22 protein-coding genes and 2 pseudogenes are annotated in these 20239 nt (G+C 73.3%); 9 read left to right on the top strand and 15 right to left on the bottom strand.

The genetic code is table 11. The features are described 5' to 3' along the window. Nucleotides 1-49 precede the first annotated feature (49 nt). Nucleotides 50-727, bottom strand: coding sequence for an AIM24 family protein (locus ACFY4A_RS12470; RefSeq protein ID WP_390829374.1), 678 nt, complete (start codon nucleotides 725-727; stop codon nucleotides 50-52). A gap of 38 nt (nucleotides 728-765) precedes the next feature. Continuing rightward, nucleotides 766-1998 (bottom strand): serine hydrolase domain-containing protein, encoded by a 1233-nt coding sequence (locus ACFY4A_RS12475; protein WP_390829375.1) that lies wholly within the window; start codon nucleotides 1996-1998, stop codon nucleotides 766-768. Nucleotides 1999-2399: 401 nt separating this feature from the next. Between ACFY4A_RS12475 and ACFY4A_RS12480 the strand changes: the two are divergent. Continuing rightward, a pseudogene (locus tag ACFY4A_RS12480) lies at nucleotides 2400-2486 on the top strand (hypothetical protein); the annotation flags it as partial. Between the two features lie 574 nt (nucleotides 2487-3060). Next, nucleotides 3061-3123 (top strand): annotated as a pseudogene (locus tag ACFY4A_RS12485) (hypothetical protein); the annotation flags it as partial. 167 nt (nucleotides 3124-3290) lie between these two features. Here the strand turns inward: ACFY4A_RS12485 and ACFY4A_RS12490 are convergent. Continuing rightward, nucleotides 3291-3467, bottom strand: a complete 177-nt coding sequence (locus ACFY4A_RS12490; protein WP_390829404.1) for a hypothetical protein — start codon at nucleotides 3465-3467, stop codon at nucleotides 3291-3293. Between the two features lie 184 nt (nucleotides 3468-3651). On the opposite strand from ACFY4A_RS12490, the gene ACFY4A_RS12495 reads away from it, so the two are divergent. Next, nucleotides 3652-4524, top strand: a complete 873-nt coding sequence (locus tag ACFY4A_RS12495; protein ID WP_390829376.1) for a universal stress protein — start codon at nucleotides 3652-3654, stop codon at nucleotides 4522-4524. Between the two features lies 1 nt (nucleotide 4525). Here ACFY4A_RS12495 and ACFY4A_RS12500 read toward each other — a convergent pair whose 3' ends face one another. Together ACFY4A_RS12500 and ACFY4A_RS12505 are read right to left on the bottom strand one after the other, a co-directional pair. After that, entirely contained in the window at nucleotides 4526-5764 is a 1239-nt protein-coding gene (locus tag ACFY4A_RS12500) for a DUF4032 domain-containing protein (protein ID WP_390829377.1), read from the bottom strand. 10 nt (nucleotides 5765-5774) lie between these two features. Then, entirely contained in the window at nucleotides 5775-6521 is a 747-nt protein-coding gene (locus tag ACFY4A_RS12505; protein ID WP_390829378.1) for an MBL fold metallo-hydrolase, read from the bottom strand. Between the two features lie 176 nt (nucleotides 6522-6697). Between ACFY4A_RS12505 and ACFY4A_RS12510 the strand changes: the two genes are divergently transcribed. From ACFY4A_RS12510 to ACFY4A_RS12525, 4 genes are all read left to right on the top strand, one after another. Beyond that, the gene (locus ACFY4A_RS12510) at nucleotides 6698-7348 is read left to right on the top strand and encodes a class I SAM-dependent DNA methyltransferase (RefSeq protein WP_390829379.1); all 651 of its coding nucleotides are present in this window, start codon (nucleotides 6698-6700) and stop codon (nucleotides 7346-7348) included. A gap of 81 nt (nucleotides 7349-7429) precedes the next feature. Further along, the gene (locus ACFY4A_RS12515; RefSeq protein ID WP_390829380.1) at nucleotides 7430-7984 is read left to right on the top strand and encodes a YciI family protein; all 555 of its coding nucleotides are present in this window, start codon (nucleotides 7430-7432) and stop codon (nucleotides 7982-7984) included. Nucleotides 7985-8113: 129 nt separating this feature from the next. Beyond that, a complete protein-coding gene (locus tag ACFY4A_RS12520) occupies nucleotides 8114-9070 on the top strand; it encodes an LLM class F420-dependent oxidoreductase (protein WP_390829381.1) in 957 nt (318 codons plus the stop codon). A gap of 77 nt (nucleotides 9071-9147) precedes the next feature. Further along, the gene (locus ACFY4A_RS12525; RefSeq protein WP_390829382.1) at nucleotides 9148-9672 is read left to right on the top strand and encodes a cysteine hydrolase family protein; all 525 of its coding nucleotides are present in this window, start codon (nucleotides 9148-9150) and stop codon (nucleotides 9670-9672) included. 22 nt (nucleotides 9673-9694) lie between these two features. On the opposite strand, the gene ACFY4A_RS12530 is transcribed toward ACFY4A_RS12525, so the two are convergent. The 10 genes from ACFY4A_RS12530 to ACFY4A_RS12575 all read right to left on the bottom strand — a co-directional run bounded on the left by ACFY4A_RS12530 (nucleotide 9695) and on the right by ACFY4A_RS12575 (nucleotide 17544). Beyond that, complete coding sequence (locus ACFY4A_RS12530) at nucleotides 9695-11512, bottom strand: complex I subunit 5 family protein (RefSeq protein WP_390829383.1); 1818 nt, start codon at nucleotides 11510-11512, stop codon at nucleotides 9695-9697. 2 nt (nucleotides 11513-11514) lie between these two features. Further along, a complete protein-coding gene (locus tag ACFY4A_RS12535) occupies nucleotides 11515-11862 on the bottom strand; it encodes a sodium:proton antiporter (protein ID WP_390829384.1) in 348 nt (115 codons plus the stop codon). Then, on the bottom strand, nucleotides 11862-12644 hold the full coding sequence (locus ACFY4A_RS12540) for an MnhB domain-containing protein (RefSeq protein ID WP_390829385.1): 783 nt from the start codon (nucleotides 12642-12644) through the stop codon (nucleotides 11862-11864). The genes ACFY4A_RS12535 and ACFY4A_RS12540 overlap by 1 nt, the downstream gene beginning before the upstream one ends. Next, nucleotides 12641-12928 carry a Na(+)/H(+) antiporter subunit B gene (locus tag ACFY4A_RS12545; protein ID WP_390829386.1) on the bottom strand — a complete coding sequence of 96 codons (288 nt, stop codon included), beginning with the start codon at nucleotides 12926-12928 and terminating at the stop codon, nucleotides 12641-12643. The genes ACFY4A_RS12540 and ACFY4A_RS12545 overlap by 4 nt, the downstream gene beginning before the upstream one ends. Then, on the bottom strand, nucleotides 12913-13221 hold the full coding sequence (locus ACFY4A_RS12550; RefSeq protein WP_390829387.1) for a cation:proton antiporter: 309 nt from the start codon (nucleotides 13219-13221) through the stop codon (nucleotides 12913-12915). Before ACFY4A_RS12550 ends, ACFY4A_RS12545 begins: the two co-directional genes overlap by 16 nt. A 55-nt stretch (nucleotides 13222-13276) precedes the next feature. Further along, complete coding sequence (locus ACFY4A_RS12555; protein WP_390829388.1) at nucleotides 13277-13570, bottom strand: monovalent cation/H+ antiporter complex subunit F; 294 nt, start codon at nucleotides 13568-13570, stop codon at nucleotides 13277-13279. Further along, on the bottom strand, nucleotides 13567-14022 hold the full coding sequence (locus ACFY4A_RS12560; RefSeq protein WP_390829389.1) for a hypothetical protein: 456 nt from the start codon (nucleotides 14020-14022) through the stop codon (nucleotides 13567-13569). The genes ACFY4A_RS12555 and ACFY4A_RS12560 overlap by 4 nt, the downstream gene beginning before the upstream one ends. 294 nt (nucleotides 14023-14316) lie before the next feature. After that, on the bottom strand, nucleotides 14317-14640 hold the full coding sequence (locus ACFY4A_RS12565) for a plasmid stabilization protein (protein ID WP_390829390.1): 324 nt from the start codon (nucleotides 14638-14640) through the stop codon (nucleotides 14317-14319). Nucleotides 14641-14642: 2 nt separating this feature from the next. Beyond that, nucleotides 14643-15707: an SDR family oxidoreductase gene (locus ACFY4A_RS12570; RefSeq protein ID WP_390829391.1), complete on the bottom strand. Its 1065-nt coding sequence runs from the start codon at nucleotides 15705-15707 to the stop codon at nucleotides 14643-14645. A gap of 76 nt (nucleotides 15708-15783) precedes the next feature. Then, entirely contained in the window at nucleotides 15784-17544 is a 1761-nt protein-coding gene (locus tag ACFY4A_RS12575; protein WP_390829392.1) for a glycoside hydrolase family 15 protein, read from the bottom strand. Nucleotides 17545-17747: 203 nt separating this feature from the next. On the opposite strand from ACFY4A_RS12575, the gene ACFY4A_RS12580 reads away from it, so the two are divergent. Together ACFY4A_RS12580 and ACFY4A_RS12585 are read left to right on the top strand one after the other, a co-directional pair. Next, on the top strand, nucleotides 17748-18383 hold the full coding sequence (locus tag ACFY4A_RS12580; RefSeq protein ID WP_390829393.1) for a TetR/AcrR family transcriptional regulator: 636 nt from the start codon (nucleotides 17748-17750) through the stop codon (nucleotides 18381-18383). Nucleotides 18384-18427: 44 nt separating this feature from the next. Continuing rightward, nucleotides 18428-20101 (top strand): FAD-binding dehydrogenase, encoded by a 1674-nt coding sequence (locus ACFY4A_RS12585; protein WP_390829394.1) that lies wholly within the window; start codon nucleotides 18428-18430, stop codon nucleotides 20099-20101. Nucleotides 20102-20239: the final 138 nt, after the last annotated feature.

Below are 20239 nucleotides of genomic sequence, written 5' to 3' on the forward strand. Positions count from 1 at the left end.
CAGGTCAACACATCTCGCGGAGCCCGGCCCACGAGGAGGGCGGGCTCCCTCAGTGCTGCTGGGGCCGGTACGGCGTCGCCTCGCTCGGCCGGACGACGACGTACCCCTCGCCCTCCACCATCAGCTGCACCGCCTCGCCGGACCCGCCGCGCAGCATCGAGCCGAACGACTGCGAGCGGTGCAGCGACGTCCGGAGGCGGGCGGTCCAGCCGACGACCGCGTCCGTGTCGACGTACACCGGCTGCTGCGGCGTGACCGGTATGACCAGCGGGCTGCCCTCGCACACCAGGCCGAGGCGGCCCTGCCCGGTGAACACGCTGTTGAACAGCCCGCCGCCCGCGATGCCCGAACCCTTGACCGTCCTGATCTGGTACGACAGGGTCGCGTCGAAGCACAGCACGTTGCGGCCGTTGACGGTGAACTCGTCGCCCGGGTCGACCTCGACGACGAAGCAGTTCCGGGCCTCCTGCGCGAACCAGGCCTCGCCCTGCCCGCGCACCGTCATCAGCGGCAGTCCCTCCCCGGTGACCGCGCGCTTGAGCATGCCGCCGACGCCCTGGCCCTTGCGCTCGAACCGCAGGTCGCCGCGGTAGGCCACCATCGAGCCCTGGCGGGCGCACATCTCGCCGTCCACCGTGTACTTGACACACTTGGCGTTCTCGACGGACATGCCCGGCGCGGTCGCGGGGCCCACCACGTACTCACTGGAAAACAGGTCACCCTCCATACGGGCATCCTGGCCCGGAGGCGCCCGTTCCGCCAAGATCACCGGTTGAGGTCGTTCTCCACGGCCGTGCCGGGCAGTCGGGCCGCGCCGCGCACCTTCGTCTGCTTGCCGCAGAACGCCGACTCCAGCGTGCGCAGCATCGTCATGTGCACCGCGCCGTTGTTGGAGGTGTTGGCGAGCGCGGCGAGGCTGCGCCTGCCGTCCTTGCTCGTGAACGCGTAGGTGTAGTAGCCCTGGACGGCCCCGGTGTGCCCGTACACCGACACCCCGCACGAGAGGTCGCGGCGGCGCAGCCCGAGCCCGTACGCCTGGGCGGTGCCCGCGGGGATCCACCGCTCCATCTGGTCCAGTTGCGCGGGGGGCAGCAGGCGTCCGCCCAGCAGCGCCGAGAAGAACGTGTTGAGGTCGCGGGTGCTGGAGATGAGCGCGCCCGCGCTCTGCGCCCAGGACATCGTCTGCTCGGTGGCGTCGACCAGGGGCGACTTGGCCGAGTCGGGGGTGAGATAGCCGTGCGCGTGACGGCCGGGGATCTTCGTGGTGGGGTGGACGTAGAAGGTGTCGCTCAGCTTCAGCGGCTTGATGATGCGGTTCTCGTACGCGGTGCGCACCGAGTGGCCGGTCAGCTTCTCGATGAGCATGCCGACGACCACGAAGTTGGTGTTGGAGTAGGCGTAGGCGGCGCCGGGCGCCTGGGTGCGCGGGTGTCTCAGGGACAGGGCCAGCAACTGACGGTAGGTGAAGACCTTGGTGCGCACGGCCTCGAAGCCGGACACGGTCCTGGCGAACATCTCGTCGGTGTAGTCGTACAGACCGCTGCGGTGGCTGAGCACGTGCCGTACCGTGATCCGGTTGTCGGGCAGCAGTCCCGGCAGGTAGCCGTTGACCGGGTTGTCGAGCTTCAGCCGGCCCTCGGCGGCCAGTTGCAGCAGCACGACCGCGGAGAAGGTCTTGGTGACGCTGCCGATGCGGAACCGGTCGGCCGTGCTGATCCAGTCCCCGGTCCTGCGGTCGGCGAGTCCCTCCGTGGCCTTGTACACCGTGGCGTGGTCGTCGTGGGAGGCGCGGTGGTCGTCGATGCGCGCCATCGCGCCAGGCGCGCCCTGCCTCAGCGCCGTGCGCAGGAGGGTGCCGATTGCCGCCGGGTCCGGGGCGGGCAGCGCGTCCGGCGCCGCCGTTCCGGGCCGGTGGCCCGCCGCGTGCGCCGGTCCTGCCAGCAGGGCCAGCACCAGCGATCCGAGCACCGCACCGCTGCACACCGTTCGTGAGGGCATCCGAATCCTCTCCCGTCTCCGTCCGCGCGGTGATCCGTGCGAGACCCATCGCATTCGGGCAACGCAACCTTCTCCCATCCGGTCACATCTCCACGGACGACACACAGTTGGTCATTCGCCGATCACTGAGTGGGGTGGATTGGCAAAGGATTGCCCTGTACCGCACGGAATTCTCGAGAGCGCGCAGACCCCGTATACGCACCGTCGCGCTCGCCGCCGCGGTGGCGACGGCCGTCACGGGCCTGGCCGGCCCGGCGCCGGCCGCTCCTGCCGGGCACGCCGTGTCGTCCGCAGGCACCTCCACCACCGCCTCGGTGGTGGCCGCCGCCGGCGCCGCGGCCTTCGCGCACGCGGCGGCGACCGGCGTCACCCAGGGGGACGAACCACACGCCCGGGACGTGGTGCTCGACCCCGAAGGCGCACGCCACGTCCGGTTCATACGCACTCACTGGGGAACGCCGGTCCTCGGCGGCGACCTCGTCGTCCACCTCGACCGGGAGCTGAGGTGCACCGGCGTCACCCGGGCCGCGGGCCACTCGGTCCAACCAGGCGTCGGCCAGGTGGAGGTGACGCCTCAGCAGGTCGCAGCCAGGTCCGCCTCCGCCGTCGGCGGCGAGGCGGGCACCGCGCGGTTCGTCGTGGACCCCCGCGGTGGCGCCTCCACCCTGGCCCACGAGGTGGGGGTCACGGCCGCCGCGACCACCGGAAGCGGTGGCTCCCGGACCGTCGTCGACGCCGTCACCGGCGAGGTGCACAGCGACACGCCCGACCGGGACGGATTCCTCTCGCCCAGGCCGGTCGAGACCCTGCGCCGGTGCGGCGAGACGCTCGACCCGGTCACCGGCGCGGCCCCGCGGGCCGCCGCCCTCGCCGCGACGCCGTCGGCCGCGGCGGTCCGCCACCCTCGGACCGCGACGGGCACCGGCTCGTCCCCGTTCGTGGGCAAGGTCTTCCTGACCACCACTCAGACGGCGAGCAGGAGCTTCCTGCTGAAGGACCCCAGCCGGTACGGCACGGAGACGCGGGACGCCAAGAACAGGCCACTGGAAAATTTCGCGCTACATGGTCTCCACGACCGACTTCCACGGCGCGCGCGTCGCCACTCTGAAGGCGGCCAAGGACCTCCACGGCGCGACCAGTACCGAGTACAAGGCGGTGGACCGAACCTGGACCGCGGTCGACGTCGCCGCCGCCGAAACCCCGGCGGCCGACGCTGACAGACCGTCAGGAAACGGGTTACCCGGATGCCCCGCCCCCGGCGGGGCATCCGCACGTGCGGCAGGGGGCGAGGCTCAGCGCAGGGCGTCCGCCCAGTTCGCCGGGACGCGTCCCGCCGGGCCCGGGGCCGGCTGGTCCGCCGGGTGGCTCACGGGCGGGGCGAGTTCGGGCCCGGACTCGTAGAACTCGTTCGTGTCGTAGTTCCAGAACCAGCCCTCGCCGGGCTCGTAGCTGTGGCATGCCGCTGTCACCCCGCGTGCTCGGATCGGCGGCCCGGTGCACCCGGTCACCACGCCGGCTCATGCCCATCGTGGGTGCGGCCGTCCCGCTTCGCCCGGGTACGCGGGAGGCGACCGCACGGCCGGCCGCTGCGGTGATCGGCCGGTAGGGGAGACTTGCACCGAGGACGGCTCACCACACAGGGAGGCACACGGCATGACGCGCCCGATCACGGCAGGGGTGGACGGATCGGAGGAGGGCCTCGCCGCACTGGCGTGGGCCGCACGGGAGGCCGAGCGCCGCGGGCTGCCGCTGCGCGTGGTGCGGGTCTGGCGCCACGAGGTGCACGACGCCTTCGACGTGGGCGACCGGGACGCCCAGCGCGAGCGGGCGCGCGAGTCGGTCGCCGAGGCCGCCCGGACCGTCACCGAGCGCCACCCGGGTCTGACCGTCACCGCCGACGCCGTGGAGGACGACGCCGTGCCGGCGCTGCTCGGCGCCGCGGCCGAGTCGGAGACGCTGGTGCTCGGCTCGCGCGGACGCGGCGCCCTCGTCGGGTTCCTGGTCGGCTCCGTCGGACAGCAGGTGATCGCCGGGACCGAACGGCCCGTCGTCCTGGTGCGCGCCGGGGACCGGCCGGCCGCCGAGGCCGCGGGCCGCGAGGTCGTCGTGGGCCAGCAGGGTGCCCCCGAGGACAGCGCCGCGGCCCTGGAGTTCGCGTTCGGGACCGCCGCCGCGCGCGGCGCCGGGGTGCGGGCGGTGCGCGCCTGGACGCTGCCGCCGGTGTTCGCCTACAGCCCCGGCTCGCTCAAGCTGCTCGACGAGGCCGGCGGCCTGGAGCCGTACGAGCGGAAGGCGCTGACCGCGGCGCTTCAGCCGTGGCGGGAGCGCTTCCCGGACGTCCCCGTCGTCGAACACGTGGAGATGGGCAGCGCGGGTCAGGTGCTGCTGGCCGCGGCCGAGCACGCCCAGCTGCTGGTCGTGGGACGCCGGGCGCGCCGTACGGCGGTGGGCGCGCGGATCGGCTCCGTTGCGAGCGGAATGCTGCACCACGCCGGCTGCCCGGTCGCCGTCGTCCCGCACCCGTGAGTCACCCGGGCGTCGCCTCCGGCGTCTCGCGCGCCCCGGGCAGGATGTTCCTGGCGTAGTCCCGCACGGCGGTGTCGAGGCCGATGTCGCGCTGCGCCCGCTCGGACAGGTACCAGCGGTGCTCCAGCAGCTCGTGGTACAGCTCGGCCGGGTCCATGGTGCCGCGCAGCTCGCGCGGCACCGCCCGCACTGCGGGGCGGAACACCTCCCGCACCCAGCGGTGGGCCAGCACCTCCGGGCGGGCGGCGTGCGGATGCCCGCCGCCCGGCTCGTAGTCGTCCTGGGTGGCCATCCAGCTCTCCAGGTCGTTCAGCAGCCGCCGCGCCTGGTTCTCCTCGGTGTCCAGGCCGGTCAGGCGCAGCAACTGCCGCTGGTGGTGGCCGGCGTCGACGACCTTGGGCACGAAGGTGACCGTGTCGCCCGTGGTCGAGCTCTCGATCTGCATCTCGGCCACGTCGAAGCCGAGGTCGTTGAGCCGTCTGATCCGGCGCTCGATGTAGTGGTACTTGCCCGCCGGGTAGACCGAGGTGCGGGTCAGCTCCTGCCACAGGCCGCGGTAGCGGGCGCAGATCTCGGTGCCGAACTCGATCGGGTCCACCGAGGGGTGCAGCGCTCCGGAGGCCTCCAGGTCCAGCAGCTCGCCGCTGATGTTGACGCGGGCCAGGTCGAGGTCGTACTCCCGCTGTCCGGGGCTCAGCCGCCGGTGCAGTTCGCCGGTCTCGGCGTCCACCAGGTAGGCGGCGTACGCGCCGGCGTCGCGACGGAACAGCGTGTTGGACAGGGAGCAGTCGCCCCAGGCGAACCCGGCCAGGTGCAGCCGCACCAGCAGGACGGCCAGGGCGTCCATCAGGCGGTGCATGGTGGCCGGGCGCAGGGTGGTCTCGAACATCGACCGGTACGGCATCGACCCGCCCAGGTGCCGGGTGATCAGCACCGGCTCCAGCGGCTCGCCCGCGCTGTCGGTGCGGCCGGTGACCACGGCCAGCGCGTCCACCGCGGGGATGCCGAGCCGGTCCAGGTCGCGCAGCAGCTCGTACTCGCGCAGTGCCGGGCGTTCGGCGAGTTCCTTGACGGCGATCACCTCCTCGCCGGCGCGGGCGTAGCGCACCACGTGCCGGGAGATGCCGCGCGGCAGCGGCACGAGGTACTCCTCCGGCCACTCCTCCAGCGGTGTCCGCCACGGCAGTTCGAGCAGGAGCGCGGGGTGCTCCGGGTTGGTGGCGCTGATCTGCAAGGCCATGACACGAACCCTAAAGGGCGCGTTCCCGAGCCCGCAGCGCCGCCTGCCGCACCGGACCGCGGTGCGCGGGACCGTGCCCGGGCAGCAGCAGGTCCCCCTCCAGGCTTTCGAGCCTGCCCAACGAGGCAAGTGCCTGGGCGCGTTGGTGGTGGAACATGTCGGGCAGCAGTTGCGGGCCGGTCAGGCGTGAGGTGGGGTGGCCGCTCACCAGGGCGTCGCCGGAGACCACCACGCCGGTGTCCGGGAGGTGGAAGACGGTGTGGCCCCGGGTGTGGCCGGGCGTGTGCACGGGCACGGGCCGCCCCGGCAGGTCCAGCGGGCCGGCGGCCGGGAACGGCTCGGGCGCGGCGACCGGGACGTGCGCGGTGCCGCCGAGGCGCAGCGCGTGCACCGCCCAGGGCAGCACCCCGGGCCGCCAGCCATTGCGCAGCACCTGCCCGACGGTCACCTGGTGCAGGAACTCCCGCCGTGCGTGGGGCAGTTCGGCCTCGTGCAGATGCACCGGGGTGCCGTGGGCGAGGCGCAGGTACTCGGCGGAGCCCAGGTGGTCGTTGTGCGCGTGGGTGATCAGCACGGCCACCACCGCTTGGGGCGAACTTCCCACCGCCGTCAGCGAGTCGAGCAGCTGCTGCCGGTCGCCGGGGTAGCCGGTGTCGATGAGTGTGGCGGCGTCGCCCTCGGTCAGGATCACCCAGTTCGTGTTGCTGCCGTGCACCAGATAGGTGCCGTCGGCGACTTGCTGCACGTCCGCGCGCATCGCTCTCCTCGCATCCCGGGCGGCTGTCCGACGGGGACGGCCCACCGGATACGTCCCAGGGTAGGGCGAAGGGCGGCGCCCGACGGCGCAGCCATGAGGGGACCCCGTCCGATCGGGCAGTCGCCGGCGTGAACGAGGTCGTCAGAACGCTGGGGGAGGCCTTAGGGTCCTCGCTCGTGACCCGATCCTCCTCGCACCTCGATGTGACGGCCGACGCCTACGACGCCGTCGCCGTCCGCTATGCCGACTTGGTCCGCAACGAGCTCGACGGCCTTCCGCTGGACCGCGCGGTGCTCGCCGCGTTCGCCGAACTCGCCCGGACCACCGGACCCGGGCCCGTCGCCGAGCTGGGGTGCGGCCCCGGACGTGTGACCGCGCACCTTCGGGACCTGGGGCTGGACGTCTTCGGCGTCGACCTGTCGCCGGTGATGATCGACCTCGCCCGCGAGACGCACCCGGACCTGCGGTTCGAGGTCGGTTCCATGGACGCCCTCGGCCTGGCCGACGGCACGCTGCGAGGCATCGTGGCCTGGTATTCGGTCATTCACACCCCGCCGCGGGACATTCCCTCGTACTTCGCCGAGTTCCGGCGGGTGCTCGCGCCCGGCGGCCACCTCCTGCTCGCCTTCTTCGAGTCGGCGGGTGGGCCGGTCGCGCCGTTCGACCACGGAGTGACGACGGCCTACCGGTGGCCGATCGACGACCTCGCGGATCTGGCCGGCGAAGCAGGATTCGTCGAAGTCGGCCGGATGCTGCGTGAGCCCCGAGAAGGGGAACGGTTCCGCCGGGGCCACCTGCTGATGACAGGAGGCAAGGAGCTCGGGTGACCGGCGGCCGGCTTCGGCGGGTCCGGCGGCCCGCCGAAGCCGGTTGAGATGCCGCCCCGTCTTGGGGAAGGGTCTGGAGTCATGGAGTTCTTCTGCTACCACCGCGACCGGTCCGGCTCCCTGCCGTTGCGCCACGAGAAACTGGAGGAGCACTGGTCCTACATGGACCGGTACGCGAAGGAGATGATCGCCCGCGGCCCGACGTTCGCCGACGACGGCGAGACGCCCACCGGCAGCGTGCACATCCTCGATCTGCCGGATCCCGCCGCCGCCCGTGCGTTCGCCTTCGACGAGCCCAACTACCAGTGCGGCGTCTACCGGGACGTACTGCTGCTGCGGTGGCGCAACACGCTCGGCCGCACGATGTGGGAATTCCCCGGCGGCCGGACCGGCGGCAACCGCTATCTCGTGCTCGGCCTCGGCACGGGGCAGGACGCCGCCGATCCCGCCGCACCGCCCGACCGGGACGAGCTGATCGCGTACGGGCCGCTGCTGTCCGACGACGCAGCCGCCCGGCTGGGCACGGCGGCCCTGGTCCGGGCGCCGGACCCGGACACGGCACGAGCCGTCCTGGCCTCGGCCCGGTACGCGGACGTCGAGGTCCACACCTGGCGGTTCGGCGGCCGGCCGTCCTGAACCGGAGAGGCACCTAGCCGACGGCATCGCCGCGCTGACTGTTCCCGCGGCCACGACGTGCGCCCCGCACCTTTCCGGGTACTCGGCAAAACCCTCGCAGAGCCGCAGGCACGATCTTCAGGAGCAGTGATGGCTGACTTCGGATACTTTCTGTCGTCCGAGGAGCACAACCCCGCCGAACTCGTCGAACAGGCCAGAATGGCCGAGCAGGCCGGTTTCACTTCCTTGTGGATATCGGACCACTACCACCCGTGGAACGACCGTCAGGGACAGAGCCCGTTCGTGTGGTCGGTGGTGGGCGCCCTCTCCCAGGCGGTCTCCCTGCCGGTGGAGACGGCGGTGACCTGCCCGCTCGTGCGCACGCATCCCGCCGTGATCGCGCAGGCGGCCGCCACCAGCGCCGTACAGCTCGGCGGCCGGTTCCGGCTGGGGGTCGGCACCGGCGAGGCGCTCAACGAGCACATCCTGTGCGGCCCGTGGCCCGAGGCCTCGGTGCGCCTGGAAATGCTGGAGGAGGCGCTCCAGATCATCCGGAAACTGTTCACCGGGGAGCAGACAAGCCATCGCGGCAAGCACTACACCGTCGAGAACGCCCGTCTGTACACCCTGCCCGAGCAGCCGGTGCCCATCGACGTCTCCGCCTTCGGTCCGCAGGCGGCCGAGGCCGCCGCCCGGATCGGGGACGGGCTGATCACGACGAAGCCCGACACCGCCCTGGTCGAGCGCTTCCGCCGCGGCGGCGGGGGCACCAACCCGGTGTGCGGCGGGCTCAAGGTGTGCTGGGGCACGGACCGGCAGGAGGCGGTCCGCACCGCGCACCACCTGTGGGCCAACGAACAGCTCCCCGGGGAGCTCTCGCAGATCCTGCCCACCCCGCGTCACTTCGAGCAGGCGTCCCAGCTGGTCACCGAGGACCAGGTGGCCGCGGCCGTACCGTGCGGCGATGATCCGGAGGCCCACGTCGAGGCGCTGAACGCGTACGTCGAGGCCGGATTCGACACCGTCTACGTCAGCCAGATCGGCAAGGACCAGCAGGGGTTCTTCGACTTCTACCGCACCAAGATCCTCCCGCAGCTGCGCGACTGACCGGCGGGCACGAGGTGGTGGACGCGGTGCCCGGGCCCGGAGGGCGGGGGAGAAGGCAGGGGGGATGCGCGCTCATCGTGATCGACATGATCAACACCTACGACCACGAGGACGCCGAACTGCTCGTCCCCTCCGCCCGCCGGGTGGTTCCCGTCGTGGCGGGCCTGATCGAGCGGGCTCGCACCGCGGACGCTCCGGTGATCTACGCCAACGACAACTTCGGTCTGTGGCGCTCCCACCACGGAGAGCTGGTGGAGACCGCGCTGGCCCGGTCGCACGCCGAACTGGTGGAGCCGATTCGGCCCGACGACGACTCCCTGTTCGTGGTCAAGGCCCGCCATTCCGTCTTCTACGAGACGCCCATGACCTACCTGCTGTGGCAGCTGGAGATCGCGAACGTGGTGCTGTGCGGTCAGGTCGCCGAGCAGTGCGTTCTCTACTCCGCCCTGGACGCGCACATCCGCCATCTGTCGGTCACGGTGCCGAGGGACGCCGTCGCGTCCATCCACCCCCACCTCGAGGCGGCCGCCCTGGAGATGATGGAGCGCAACATGGGCGCCAGGATCGTTTCGGCCGACGAAGTGGACTTCACGGCACCCTGACGCCGCCGCGCCCGGCGTGCGTTCAGGACTGGGCGGCGAGCGCGGCGCACAGCACCGCGATGCCGAGGGCGAGCCAGGCCAGGTAGTCGCCGACGCGTCCCGAATGCAGGCGGCGCAACGCCCGGACGGCCCGGGCGGCGGGGTGCCGCTCGGACAGTCGCGGCGTGCGCCGGTGGACTGCGGAGACGGCGAGCGCGACGGCGATGCCCGTGGACAGCAGTCCGAGTGCCACGCCCGCGGTGGTCCAGCCGGTGTCCGGCGCGTGGCCGGCGGGCGCCGCGTTCTGCTGCGTGAGGACCGCTGCGGCATACCGCGCCCGGTCGGTGAAGACGGCGGCGCCGGGCGCGAGGGCGGCGGCGATCACGGGCACGCAGCCGAGCGTCGCGGCGAGCGCGAGGAGAGCGGCGGGGACGAGGGTCATGGGCGGTGGCAGGGTGCGCTGCGGGGACCGGATCTCGGGTTCCTCGCCCTCGCCGGTGGTCTCCTGTTCGCCGGGCCGGCTGCGCGGTACCGGGCCGGTGCCCCAGAAGACCCGCAGGCCCGCGCGGAGCACGGCGGCGCCGGTGACGGCGGAGGCGGCGACGAACACGGCGGGCAGCCACGGCTGCCAGCGGCCCGCGGCGTCCTCGGTGAGCGCCTTGCCCAGGCCGGTGCCGAACGGCGGCAGCCCGGCCAGGGCGAGGGCGCCGGCCGCGAACAGCAGACCCACCGGGCGCAGCGCGCGGGCCTTGCCGTGCAGGCCGTGTTCGTCGACCGAGCCGTAGCGGTCCAGCAGTACCCCGGTCAGCCCGAACAGCGCCCCTTTGACGCAGCCGTGGGCGGCGACGTACAGCGCGGTCCCGGCCACCCCGTCCGGGGTGAGCAGGGCGACGCCGATGGTGAACAGGCCGACGTGGCTGACGGTGGAGAACGCCAGGAGGCGCTTGAGGTGCCGCTGCTGCCAGCACATCACGGCGCCGACCAGCGCGGTGAGCACGCCCAGGGCAGCGAAGACCGACCGGAACGCCTGGTGGGGGATGCCGCCGGGGCCGGCGAAGACGGTCCAGTACACGCGTGCGATGCCGTAGACGCCGAGTTCGACCATGACGCCGGACATCAGCATGCACACCGGGGTGGGGGCGACCGCGTGGGCGTCCGGCAGCCAGAAGTGGAACGGCACGGCCGCGGCCTTCACCAGCAGGGCGGTGGCGATGAGGACGAACGCGACGACGGTCAGCAGGTCGGTGGGGTGGCCGGCGAGCCGCTCGCCGAGGCGGGCGAGGTTCAGCTCGCCGGTGCGGGCGTAGAGGAGGCCGATGCCGAGCAGGGAGCAGTAGGCCGCGAAGGAGGTGACGATGCCGAAGGTGAGAGCGCCCTGGAGGGGGCGGGGATCTTCGATGTGGTAGCCGGTCAGCGCGTATGCGGCCGCTCCCATGAGCTCGAAGAAGACGAAGGCGTTGAACAGGTCGCCGGTGAGCGCGAAACCGGCCATGCCGGCCTCGAACAGCAGGATCAGGGCGGGGAAGACTCCGGCGTGCTGGCCCTTGGGCTCGTCGAAGTACCGCCACGAGTAGACCAGGACGGCCAGTACGAGCACGGCGACCAGCAGGGCCAGCCCCGCGCCGATCGGGTCGGCGGCGAGCACGATGCCGAGCCGGGCCGGCCAGCCGCCCAGGTCCGAGGTGGCGAGCCGGCCGCTGCGCCCCCACAGCAGGGCGAGGCAGACCACCTCGGCCGCCGCGGCCGTGGTCGCCAGGACGTCGCAGCCGAGGCGGGGCAGCACGCGGCCGGCTACGGCGAGGAGGGTGGAGCCGAGCAGGGGGACGGCCACGGCCAGGGGCAGGAGGTCGGCTGCGGTCATGGTCACCCTTTGAGGCCGGTGAGGGCCTGCGGGTCGACGGTGTGGTGCCGCTTGCGCAGCTGGATGGTCAGCGCGAGCAGCAGCGCGGTGACGGTCGCGCCGACGACGACGTCCGTCAGCGCCAGCGCCTGGACGACCGGGTCGACGACGGGGCGGGAGCCGGGGCTGACGTCGGAGTAGACGGGGGCGGTCGCGCCGCGGCGGTAGCCGACGGCCAGGAGCAGCAGATAGGTGGAGGACTGGGCGACGGCGAGGCAGCCGATGGCGTGGATGAGGTCGCGGCTGGTGACCAGCCCGTAGAGGGCGATGAGCAGGACCCATCCGGCTGCGAGGTAGGGCCAGATCCCCACTAGCGGTCTCCCTTGTCGTCGGTGTTCTCGTCGTGGGCGGCGCTGCTGTCCTGGTCGGGGTCGGCGAGTTCGACGGCCTGGTCGAGGAAGTGGGCGAGCAGGGCGATCAGCCCGGAGGCGACCTCGACGCCGACCGCGGCGTTGAGCACCGGGACGCTGCCGCCGGAGGTGATCTGGTTGAACGTGCCCAGCGGCAGCACGTTCTTCAGGAACGCGCCACCCGCGACGAGGCCGGCCAGGCCGACGAGGCTGAAGGACGCGGCGGCCAGCGAGTCCGTCACATCCAGGACGGCCAGCGGCCGCAGCCTCTTCAGCGCGCGGTAGTCGGCGGCGACGTAGGCCAGGTGCAGAGCGGTGGCCAGTACGACGCCGCCCTGGAAACCGCCGCCGGGGCTGAGCTGGCCGTGCGCGACGATGTACACGCCCACGACCAGGGTGACCGGCAGCAGCAGGGCGCCGAACAGGCGGGTGCTGGGCATGACGTACTCGGCCCCGGCGCGCCGGTGACGTTCGTCGCGGGCCCGGCGCAGCAGCAGTGTGGCCCCGAGGACGGTGCCGAAGAGGATGGACTCCTCGCCGAGGGTGTCGAAGGCGCGGATGTCGAAGTTCACGGACGAGACGACGTTGGCCGTGTGGTGGGCGAGGGCCGCCGCCACCGCCCGGTCGCCGTAGGGGTGGTGGGCCGACCCGAACGGCGGGAGCCGGGTGCAGGCGGCGGCGAAGAAGGCGGCGATCGCCGCGGCGGCGACCAGGAACACGGCCAGCCGGGCGCGCGCCGTCACTCCTGGTCCTCGCCGTCGCCGGGCCCGGTGCGCTCGCCGGCGCCGCTGGGCCGGCGGGTGACCTTGCGCACGGTGAGGAGGATCAGCAGCGGGGTCAGCGCGGTGCCGACGGCGAGCTGGGAAAGCGCCACGTCGGGGGCCTGAAGCACCGCGAAAAGCACCGCGAGACCCAGGCCCAGCGCGGACAGGACGACGGCCTGGCGGGCCGGGTCGCGGGTGAGGACCGCCGCGGTCGCGGCGAGGACGACGAACGCGAGGGCGGCGCCGATCAGCCACTCGTCCACGAGCTCTCCCCCTCCTCGGCCTGCTGGGAGGCTCGGCCGACGGCGATGGTGGTGACCGTCCCCCCGACGGCGAAGACCAGGCCGATGAACAGCGTCTTGACCGCGGCCCGGCCCACCCCCTGGTCCACGGCCACGGCCGCCGCGATCAGCGGTACCCCCGCGCACGAGGGCGGGGCCAGGGCGTGCAGCCGCATCAGCGTTCCGCGCAGCCGCAGCACCGCGAGGGCGGACAGCAGCATGCACCCCACCCCGGCCCACAGCAGCACGAGCACGGTCACATGGCGCGGCGTCATTCGGAACTCCCTGGCGCCCTCCCGTCCGCGTGCCGGCCGGCCGGGCGCGGTGTCGTCACGTCTCGGTGCTGGAATCGTGTGTCGGATGTGTCTCGTGGCGGCGGCCCGCCACGAAGCGGGTGAAGACGAGGGTGCCGGCGGGGGCCAGGACGGCCAGCATCAGCGCGAGGTCCTGGTAGGCGGGCCGGCCGTATCCCTGGGGCAGGAGGAGGAACACCGCGCCCACCGTGGTCGACAGCAGCGCGGCCCCGGCGAGTCGGCGCACCGCGGTGCCGCGGGCCACCATCCACAGATACGGCGGCACCGTGGCGGCCAGCAGGATCAGTGCGGCCGCCGTCCAGGCGTTCACCGCCTCCCGCCCGTCCGGGCCACCGCCGCTTCGACCGGCCCCGCCTCCGGACGCAGGGCGTGCACCAGCACCACGTCGTCGCGCGGGATGCCGATCACGCAGGTGTCCGGTGACGCGGTGATCAGCGTGCCGGCCCACGCCGCGGCCGCCCCCTGCCGCAGCCTCACGCGCCGTACGGTCGCCTCCACCGGATGCGCGGCCACGGAGGACACCAGTACGGCCAGGCCGCGCACGATCGCGTACGGCAGCGCGACGGCCGCCCGGGCCGCGCTGCGGACCCCCTTGACGCGCACACCGGCGGCCAGCCGCATCCGCCGTGCCGCGAACGCCCCGCCCAGTGCGGCAAGGCCGGCCACCGTCAGCTCGACGGGCGACACGGAGCTGATCGACACCACCGTCACGCCGATCAGCACCGCGCACCACACCACGATCTCAACCGTCCCAGCCCACATGGGACCTCCTCGTGCCCAGGCCATTGTTCGACTGCGGGCGACCCCGAGACGCCACGGCAGCCGGTGACGTGTCCCGGGGGTCACCCGTCCGGGTCAGCGCCGCCGAGCGGCCCGGAGTCAGTCGGGCGGCTCGGGCGGGCGCGGCCGGCCGGGCTCGGGCGGTACGGGCTCCGGACCGGGCTCGGCCGGACGGGGTGGGGCGGGCGGCTCGGGTGGCGGTACGGGGGAGCCGGGCGGCGCCGGCGGGTCACGGGGAACGGGCGGTTCGGCGACGGAGACCATGATCGCGGGCTCCTAGCGCCCGAGGGCGTCTTCGAGCTGCGCCTTGTTCATCTTCGAGCGGCCGTGGATGTTGCGCTGCCTGGCCTCGTTGTACAGCTGGTCGTAGGTGGGGCCCCGGGCTCCGCTGCGGGAGCGCTGCCCGCCGCGGCGGGAGGAGGACATGTCCTCGACCGAGGTGCGGCTGGCGGTCTTCGACTCCCCGTGCCGGGCGCGTTCCTTGTTCACGGTCCGGGCGGCGATCTCCTCGGCGCGCCCCTCCTTCTCACCGCGCTCCAGCGCGCTGTCCTTGATGTGTTCGTACTGCCGTTCCCGCTTGGGGCTCGATCCGCGGGGCATGATCACACACTCCTGTCCTGTGTTCGCGGGGCTCGGGTGCCCCGCGTCCGTGCCGCGAACCCGGCGCCGAGGCGGGGCACGGCCGATGTCGCGCGTCGCGCACCGTCCGCGAGGGCGCCGAGGGCGTGCGCGGCCTGCTGCTGGACGCTACGGGCCCGGGCTTGTCCGTCGAACCGGCCGTGCGCTCCGAAGTCCCGTCGCGCGTCCGCGGGTTCGAACAGGTTGTCGGGCTCCCCGGCCGGCCTCGGGTGACCGTCCTGCTGGGAGGAGAAGCCGGTGCGGGCCAGGTAACGGTCCAGCAGGCCCGGCGCGACGGCGTTCGCCATCAGGGTGGCGACGGTGCTGCCGCCGACCCAGTACTCGCGCCTGCCCGGGTGGTCGGCGGCGTACAGCACAGCGCGGGCGGCGACCTCGGGCTGGTAGATCGGCGGCACCGGCTGCGCCCGTTGGGGCAGGCGCGAGCGGACCCAGTCGAACTGCGGGGTGTTCACCGCCGGCATCTGCACCATGGTCGTGCGCACCCGGGTGCCGGAGGCGAGCAACTCGCAGCGCAGCGCCTCGTGCCAGCCCTGGAGGGCGTGTTTGGCGCCGCTGTAGGCGCTCTGCAGCGGGATGCCGCGGTAGGCGATCGCCGAGCCGACCTGCACGACGACACCCCGATTGCGAGGCAGCATCCTGCGCAGCGCGGCCCCGGTGGCGTAGACGTAGCCGAGGTAGGTGACCTCGGTGACGCGCCGGAACTCCTCGGGGGCGATTTCGGCGAACGGCGCGAAGACCGAGGCGAACGCGTCGTTGACCCACACGTCGATCGGACCGAGCTCCTCCTCGGCCCGCTGGGCCGCGGCCTCCACCGCCTCCGGATCGGCCATGTCCGCCTCGATGGCGACCGCCTTCGCGGCGCCGGCCTGCTCGGCCTCGCGGACCGCGCCCTCGAGGCCGGCCCGGCCGCGGGCGATCAGCGCGAGGCGGTCCCCGCGGGCGGCGAACGCGACCGCGGCCGCGCGGCCGATCCCGCCGCTGGCTCCGGTGACAACCACGGTCCGGCACTCGGGTTCGTCAGGTGTCATACGGTCCCGGTTCTCCCCGATGCGCGCGGGCAAACGAGGGCGCGAGGAGGCGGCCGCGGGTGCGGTCGCGGATGGATCAGCCCGCGCCGGCCAACGTGGTGGCGGCCTCCAGGAGCAGGGCGTGGACGAACGCCTGGGGCAGGTTGCCGCGCAGTTGGCGCTGGGCGACGTCGAACTCCTCCGCGTACAGTCCGGCGGGGCCGCAGGCGGCGCGGTTGCGTTCGAACCAGCGCACCGCCTCCACCGCATTTCCCTGCTGGTGCTCGGCCAGGGCCATGACGAACCCGCAGAGCAGGAAGGCCCCTTCGGCTTCCTGGAGCGGTCGCAGGCCGTGGCGGAAACGGTAGACGTAGTGGTCCTGCACGAGGTCGGCGCGGACCGCGCGCAGGGTGGCGGTGGTGCGGGGGTCGCCGGCCGGCAGGGCGCCACGGATGGCGGGCAGCAGGAGCGCGGTGTCAACGCGGGGGTCCGTCGGGGCGCGTTGCCAGCGGCCGGACGGGTGCAGGCTGTCCGCGGCGGTGTCGGCGACGATCCGGTCCGCGAGTGCCGCCCACCGCGCTGCCGCCCCGGCGCTGCCGGCGGGTGCCGCCGCCGCGGCGGCACGCAGCCCGGCCGCGCAGATCAGCCGGCTGTGCGCCCAGCGGTCCTTGTGCAGTTCCCAGATCCCGGCATCCCCGTCCCGGTGGTGGGCCTCGATGGCCTCGGCGGCGATGAGTGCGGCGCGCCAGCCCTCGGCGCCGATGCGGTCGTGGCGGGCGCCGGCCGCGATCAGCAGCAGGCTCTCACCGAACACGTCCAGCTGGAACTGGCGGTTGACGCGATTGCCGACGACGTCGAAGCCGCCCGGGTAGCCGGGCAGATCGAGGGTGCGCTGGTCGGGAACCGGCCCACCGGTCGCGGTGTAGGCGGGCGCGAGACCGGGCCCGTGTTCGATCAGGCGCTCGGTGACGAACCGCAGGGAGTCGTCCAGCAGTTCGTACGGGCCGGTCGCCGCGACGGATTGGCCGATGTAGGCCTGGTCGCGGATCCACACGTACCGGTAGTCGTAATTGCGGCCCTGCTCGGCCCGCTCCGGCAGGCTGGTCGTGGCGGCGGCCACGGTACCGCCGCCCGGGCCCGTCATGCCGCTCAGCACCGCGTACGCGTGCCGGGCGTCGCGCAGGCCCAGCGCGCCGCGCAGATCGGGCACGCGTGCGGCCCATCCGCTCTCGGTGGCCCGCCACAGCCGGTCGGCCGGCTCCGGTCCGGGAAGCGGCCGGTCCGAGACATCCAGGACCAGGTCGTGGTGGGTGCCGGCGGCCAGACTCAGCACCGCGCCCAGCCTCGGGTGGCCCGTGCCCGCCGGCTCGGCGCCGGGCGCGCCGCTGAACCGGACGTACAGATCGCCGGACCGGCCCGCCCATCGGCCCTCCTCGTCCCGGCGCAGCTCGCGCAGCGGGCGCCGGCCGAACCCCGCCGCCGGGTACAGCCGCACGTCGACCCGGGCGTCGCCGGCGACGGCCATGACCCGGCGCAGCACCGTGACGCGGTGCGGATCGCCGGGGAGGGCGAGGGCCTCGCGGCACTCGACGATGCCGCCCGTCGTGATCCAGCGACTGCGCCAGATCAGGCCGCCCTGCTCGTAGTAGCCGCCCTGCACGAACGGCTCGGCGGGGGTGACGGTGTACCAGCCGGGACCGCCGATCAGGGCGGAGAAGACGGCCTCGCTGTCCCAGGCGGGCGCGCACATCCACACGATCTCGCCGCGCGGCCCCACCAGGGCGCCGCGTTCTCCGTCCGCGAGCAGGGCGTAGTCGCGCAGCGTGTGCGGGGCGGGGGCGTCGCCGGACGAGTTCACGGATCCCACTCCTTCCCGGTCCCGGCGCGCCCGCGGTACCGGCCGGCCACCGTGAGGTGAACACGGCTCACGGGCCCGACTGACCGCATGCGCCGCGGTGAAACCTCGCACCGTCCCGGCGCCGGTGGCGGCGGGTGCCTCCACGGCCCCTTTCGATGCACCGGTGTATCGGATACATTCACGTATCGAACGGAGGGTCCGGCATGGCGGTCGAGGGCACGGAGAGGCGCGTCACCAGGCGCCGGCAGCGGACACGGGCCAACCTGCTCGACGCCGCCTTCACGGTGTTCGCCGCCAAGGGCTTCGGCCGGGTGTCGATCGAGGAGGTCTGCGAGGCCGCCGGCTACAGCAGGGGTGCCTTCTACTCCAACTTCGCCACCCTCGACGAGCTGTTCTTCGCCCTGTACCGGGAACGGGCCGAGCTGATCGCCGACCAAGTGGCCGGGGCGCTCGCCCTCGACGGCCCGGACCTCGACGTGCCCGCCGCCGTCGACCGGGTCGCCAACGTGCTGCTGCTGGACCTGGACTGGCTCCTGGTCAAGACGGACTTCCTGGTGCACGCCGCCCGCGACGCTGCCGTGGCGCGGACGTTGCTGGAGCACCGCGCGCGGCTGCGCCGGGCCGTCGCCGACCGGCTCGCCCGCGCCCGCACCCCGCTGCCCGTCGTCCTCGGCGACGCCGACGGCGCCGCCCACGCGGTCGTCGCCGCGTACGACGGAGTCACCACCCAACTGCTGCTGGACAAGGATGTCGAGGGCGCCCGTGCCTGGCTCGGACAGCTGCTCACCGCGCTGCTCACCGACGGCGACACCGCCGCGCGCGGATCACGCGAGAACTGAGGAAACCGAGAAAACCGAGAAAACCGAGGAAGGGGACGGTCGCCATGGACGCCGACGTCATCGTCGTCGGAGCGGGCCTCGCGGGCCTGGTCGCGGCGCACGAACTGACCAGCCGGGGCCGCAGAGTCGCCCTCGTCGACCAGGAGAACGCCGCCAACCTCGGCGGGCAGGCGTACTGGTCCTTCGGCGGGCTGTTCCTCGTCGACACCCCGCAGCAGCGCAGGCTCGGTGTCAAGGACTCCTTCGAGCTGGCCTGGAACGACTGGCAGGGCAGCGCGCGGTTCGACCGGCTGGACGACGAGGACTCCTGGGCGGTGCGCTGGGCGCGCGCCTACGTCGAGTTCGCGGCGGGGGAGAAGCGGTTCTGGCTCGAAGGGCACGGCATCACGCTGCTGCCCACGGTCGGCTGGGCCGAGCGCGGCGATCTGCGGGCCGACGGCCACGGCAACTCCGTACCCCGCTTCCACATCGCCTGGGGCACCGGCACGGGCGTGGTGGAACCCTTCGCCGCGTACGCCCTCCAGGCCGCGCGCGACGGGCTGCTCACCTTTCACCACCGCCACCGTGTCGACGAACTCGTCGTCCAGGACGGCGCGGTGCGCGGAGTGCGGGGCACGGTCCTCGCCGAGGACGACTCGCCCCGCGGTGTCGCCTCCAACCGCGAGGAGACCGGCGCGTTCGAGCTCACCGCGCAGGCCGTCGTCGTCACCACCGGCGGCATCGGCGCCGACCACGACCTCGTCCGCCGCCACTGGCCCGAGCGCCTCGGCACCCCGCCGTCGCGGATGGTCACCGGAGTCCCGGCGTACGTCGACGGCCGGATGCTGGACATCAGCGCCGAGGCCGGCGTACGGCTGGTCAACCGCGACCGCATGTGGCACTACACCGAGGGCCTGCGGAACTGGAACCCGATCTGGCCCGGCCACGGCATCCGCATCCTGCCCGGCCCGTCCTCCCTCTGGCTGGACGCCCTCGGCCGCCGGCTGCCCGACCCATGCCTGCCCGGCTACGACACGCTCAGCACCCTCAGGCACCTGCGCACCACCGAGGACATCGCCGGGTACGACCACTCCTGGTTCGTGCTGACCCGCAGGATCGTCGAGAAGGAGTTCGCCCTGTCGGGCTCCGAGCAGAATCCCGACATCACGGCCAAGGACCGCAGGGCGGTGCTGCGCGACCGGCTGCTCGGCAAGGGCGCCCCCGGACCCGTGCGGGACTTCCTGCGGCACGGCGAGGACTTCCTGCTCGCCGACACCCTCGAGCAACTGGTCGAGAAGATGAACCAGTCGACCGGCGAGCCCCTCCTGGACGCCGCCGAGGTGCGGCGCCGGATCGAGGCCCGCGACCTCCAGATCGCCAACCCCTACAGCAAGGACACCCAGATCCAGGGCATCCACAACGCCCGCCGCTACATCGGCGACCGCCTCGGCCGGGTGGCCGCCCCGCACCGCGTCCTGGACCCGGCGGCCGGACCGCTGATCGCCGTCAAGCTGCACGTCCTGACCCGCAAAACGCTCGGTGGCATCCAGACCGACCTGGACTCGCGCGCCCTCGGCGGTGACGGGCAGGTGATCGACGGCCTCTACGCGGCCGGTGAGGTCGCCGGCTTCGGCGGCGGCGGCCTGCACGGCTACAACGCCCTGGAAGGCACCTTCCTCGGCGGTTGCCTGTTCTCCGGGCGCGCGGCGGGGCGGGCCGCCGCACGGCAGACCGCCTGAGCGAGAGTCAGGGCCCGCCCCCACGTGGACACGAGGCGGGCGGCTTACTGGGACTCTTGCAGAAAGCCCCGGCGTTCACGCCGGGGATGAATGCATCTCAAGACTGCTCTGGCGTGCACCTTAGAGCGGGCGTTTTTG

Origin of the sequence: Streptomyces sp. NPDC001292 (assembly GCF_042896465.1) — a bacterium.
GTDB lineage: Bacteria > Actinomycetota > Actinomycetes > Streptomycetales > Streptomycetaceae > Streptomyces.

What these genes read in the sequence shown, in the direction of transcription:
- ACFY4A_RS12470 (WP_390829374.1), bottom strand. Translation starts at nt 727, where the DNA reads ATGGAGGGTGACCTGTTTTCCAGTGAGTACGTGGTGGGCCCCGCGACC.
- ACFY4A_RS12475 (WP_390829375.1), bottom strand. Translation starts at nt 1,998, where the DNA reads ATGCCCTCACGAACGGTGTGCAGCGGTGCGGTGCTCGGATCGCTGGTG.
- ACFY4A_RS12495 (WP_390829376.1), top strand. Translation starts at nt 3,652, where the DNA reads ATGACGCGCCCGATCACGGCAGGGGTGGACGGATCGGAGGAGGGCCTC.
- ACFY4A_RS12500 (WP_390829377.1), bottom strand. Translation starts at nt 5,764, where the DNA reads ATGGCCTTGCAGATCAGCGCCACCAACCCGGAGCACCCCGCGCTCCTG.
- ACFY4A_RS12505 (WP_390829378.1), bottom strand. Translation starts at nt 6,521, where the DNA reads ATGCGCGCGGACGTGCAGCAAGTCGCCGACGGCACCTATCTGGTGCAC.
- ACFY4A_RS12515 (WP_390829380.1), top strand. Translation starts at nt 7,430, where the DNA reads ATGGAGTTCTTCTGCTACCACCGCGACCGGTCCGGCTCCCTGCCGTTG.
- ACFY4A_RS12520 (WP_390829381.1), top strand. Translation starts at nt 8,114, where the DNA reads ATGGCTGACTTCGGATACTTTCTGTCGTCCGAGGAGCACAACCCCGCC.
- ACFY4A_RS12530 (WP_390829383.1), bottom strand. Translation starts at nt 11,512, where the DNA reads ATGACCGCAGCCGACCTCCTGCCCCTGGCCGTGGCCGTCCCCCTGCTC.
- ACFY4A_RS12550 (WP_390829387.1), bottom strand. Translation starts at nt 13,221, where the DNA reads ATGACGCCGCGCCATGTGACCGTGCTCGTGCTGCTGTGGGCCGGGGTG.
- ACFY4A_RS12560 (WP_390829389.1), bottom strand. Translation starts at nt 14,022, where the DNA reads ATGTGGGCTGGGACGGTTGAGATCGTGGTGTGGTGCGCGGTGCTGATC.
- ACFY4A_RS12565 (WP_390829390.1), bottom strand. Translation starts at nt 14,640, where the DNA reads ATGCCCCGCGGATCGAGCCCCAAGCGGGAACGGCAGTACGAACACATC.
- ACFY4A_RS12570 (WP_390829391.1), bottom strand. Translation starts at nt 15,707, where the DNA reads ATGACACCTGACGAACCCGAGTGCCGGACCGTGGTTGTCACCGGAGCC.
- ACFY4A_RS12580 (WP_390829393.1), top strand. Translation starts at nt 17,748, where the DNA reads ATGGCGGTCGAGGGCACGGAGAGGCGCGTCACCAGGCGCCGGCAGCGG.
- ACFY4A_RS12585 (WP_390829394.1), top strand. Translation starts at nt 18,428, where the DNA reads ATGGACGCCGACGTCATCGTCGTCGGAGCGGGCCTCGCGGGCCTGGTC.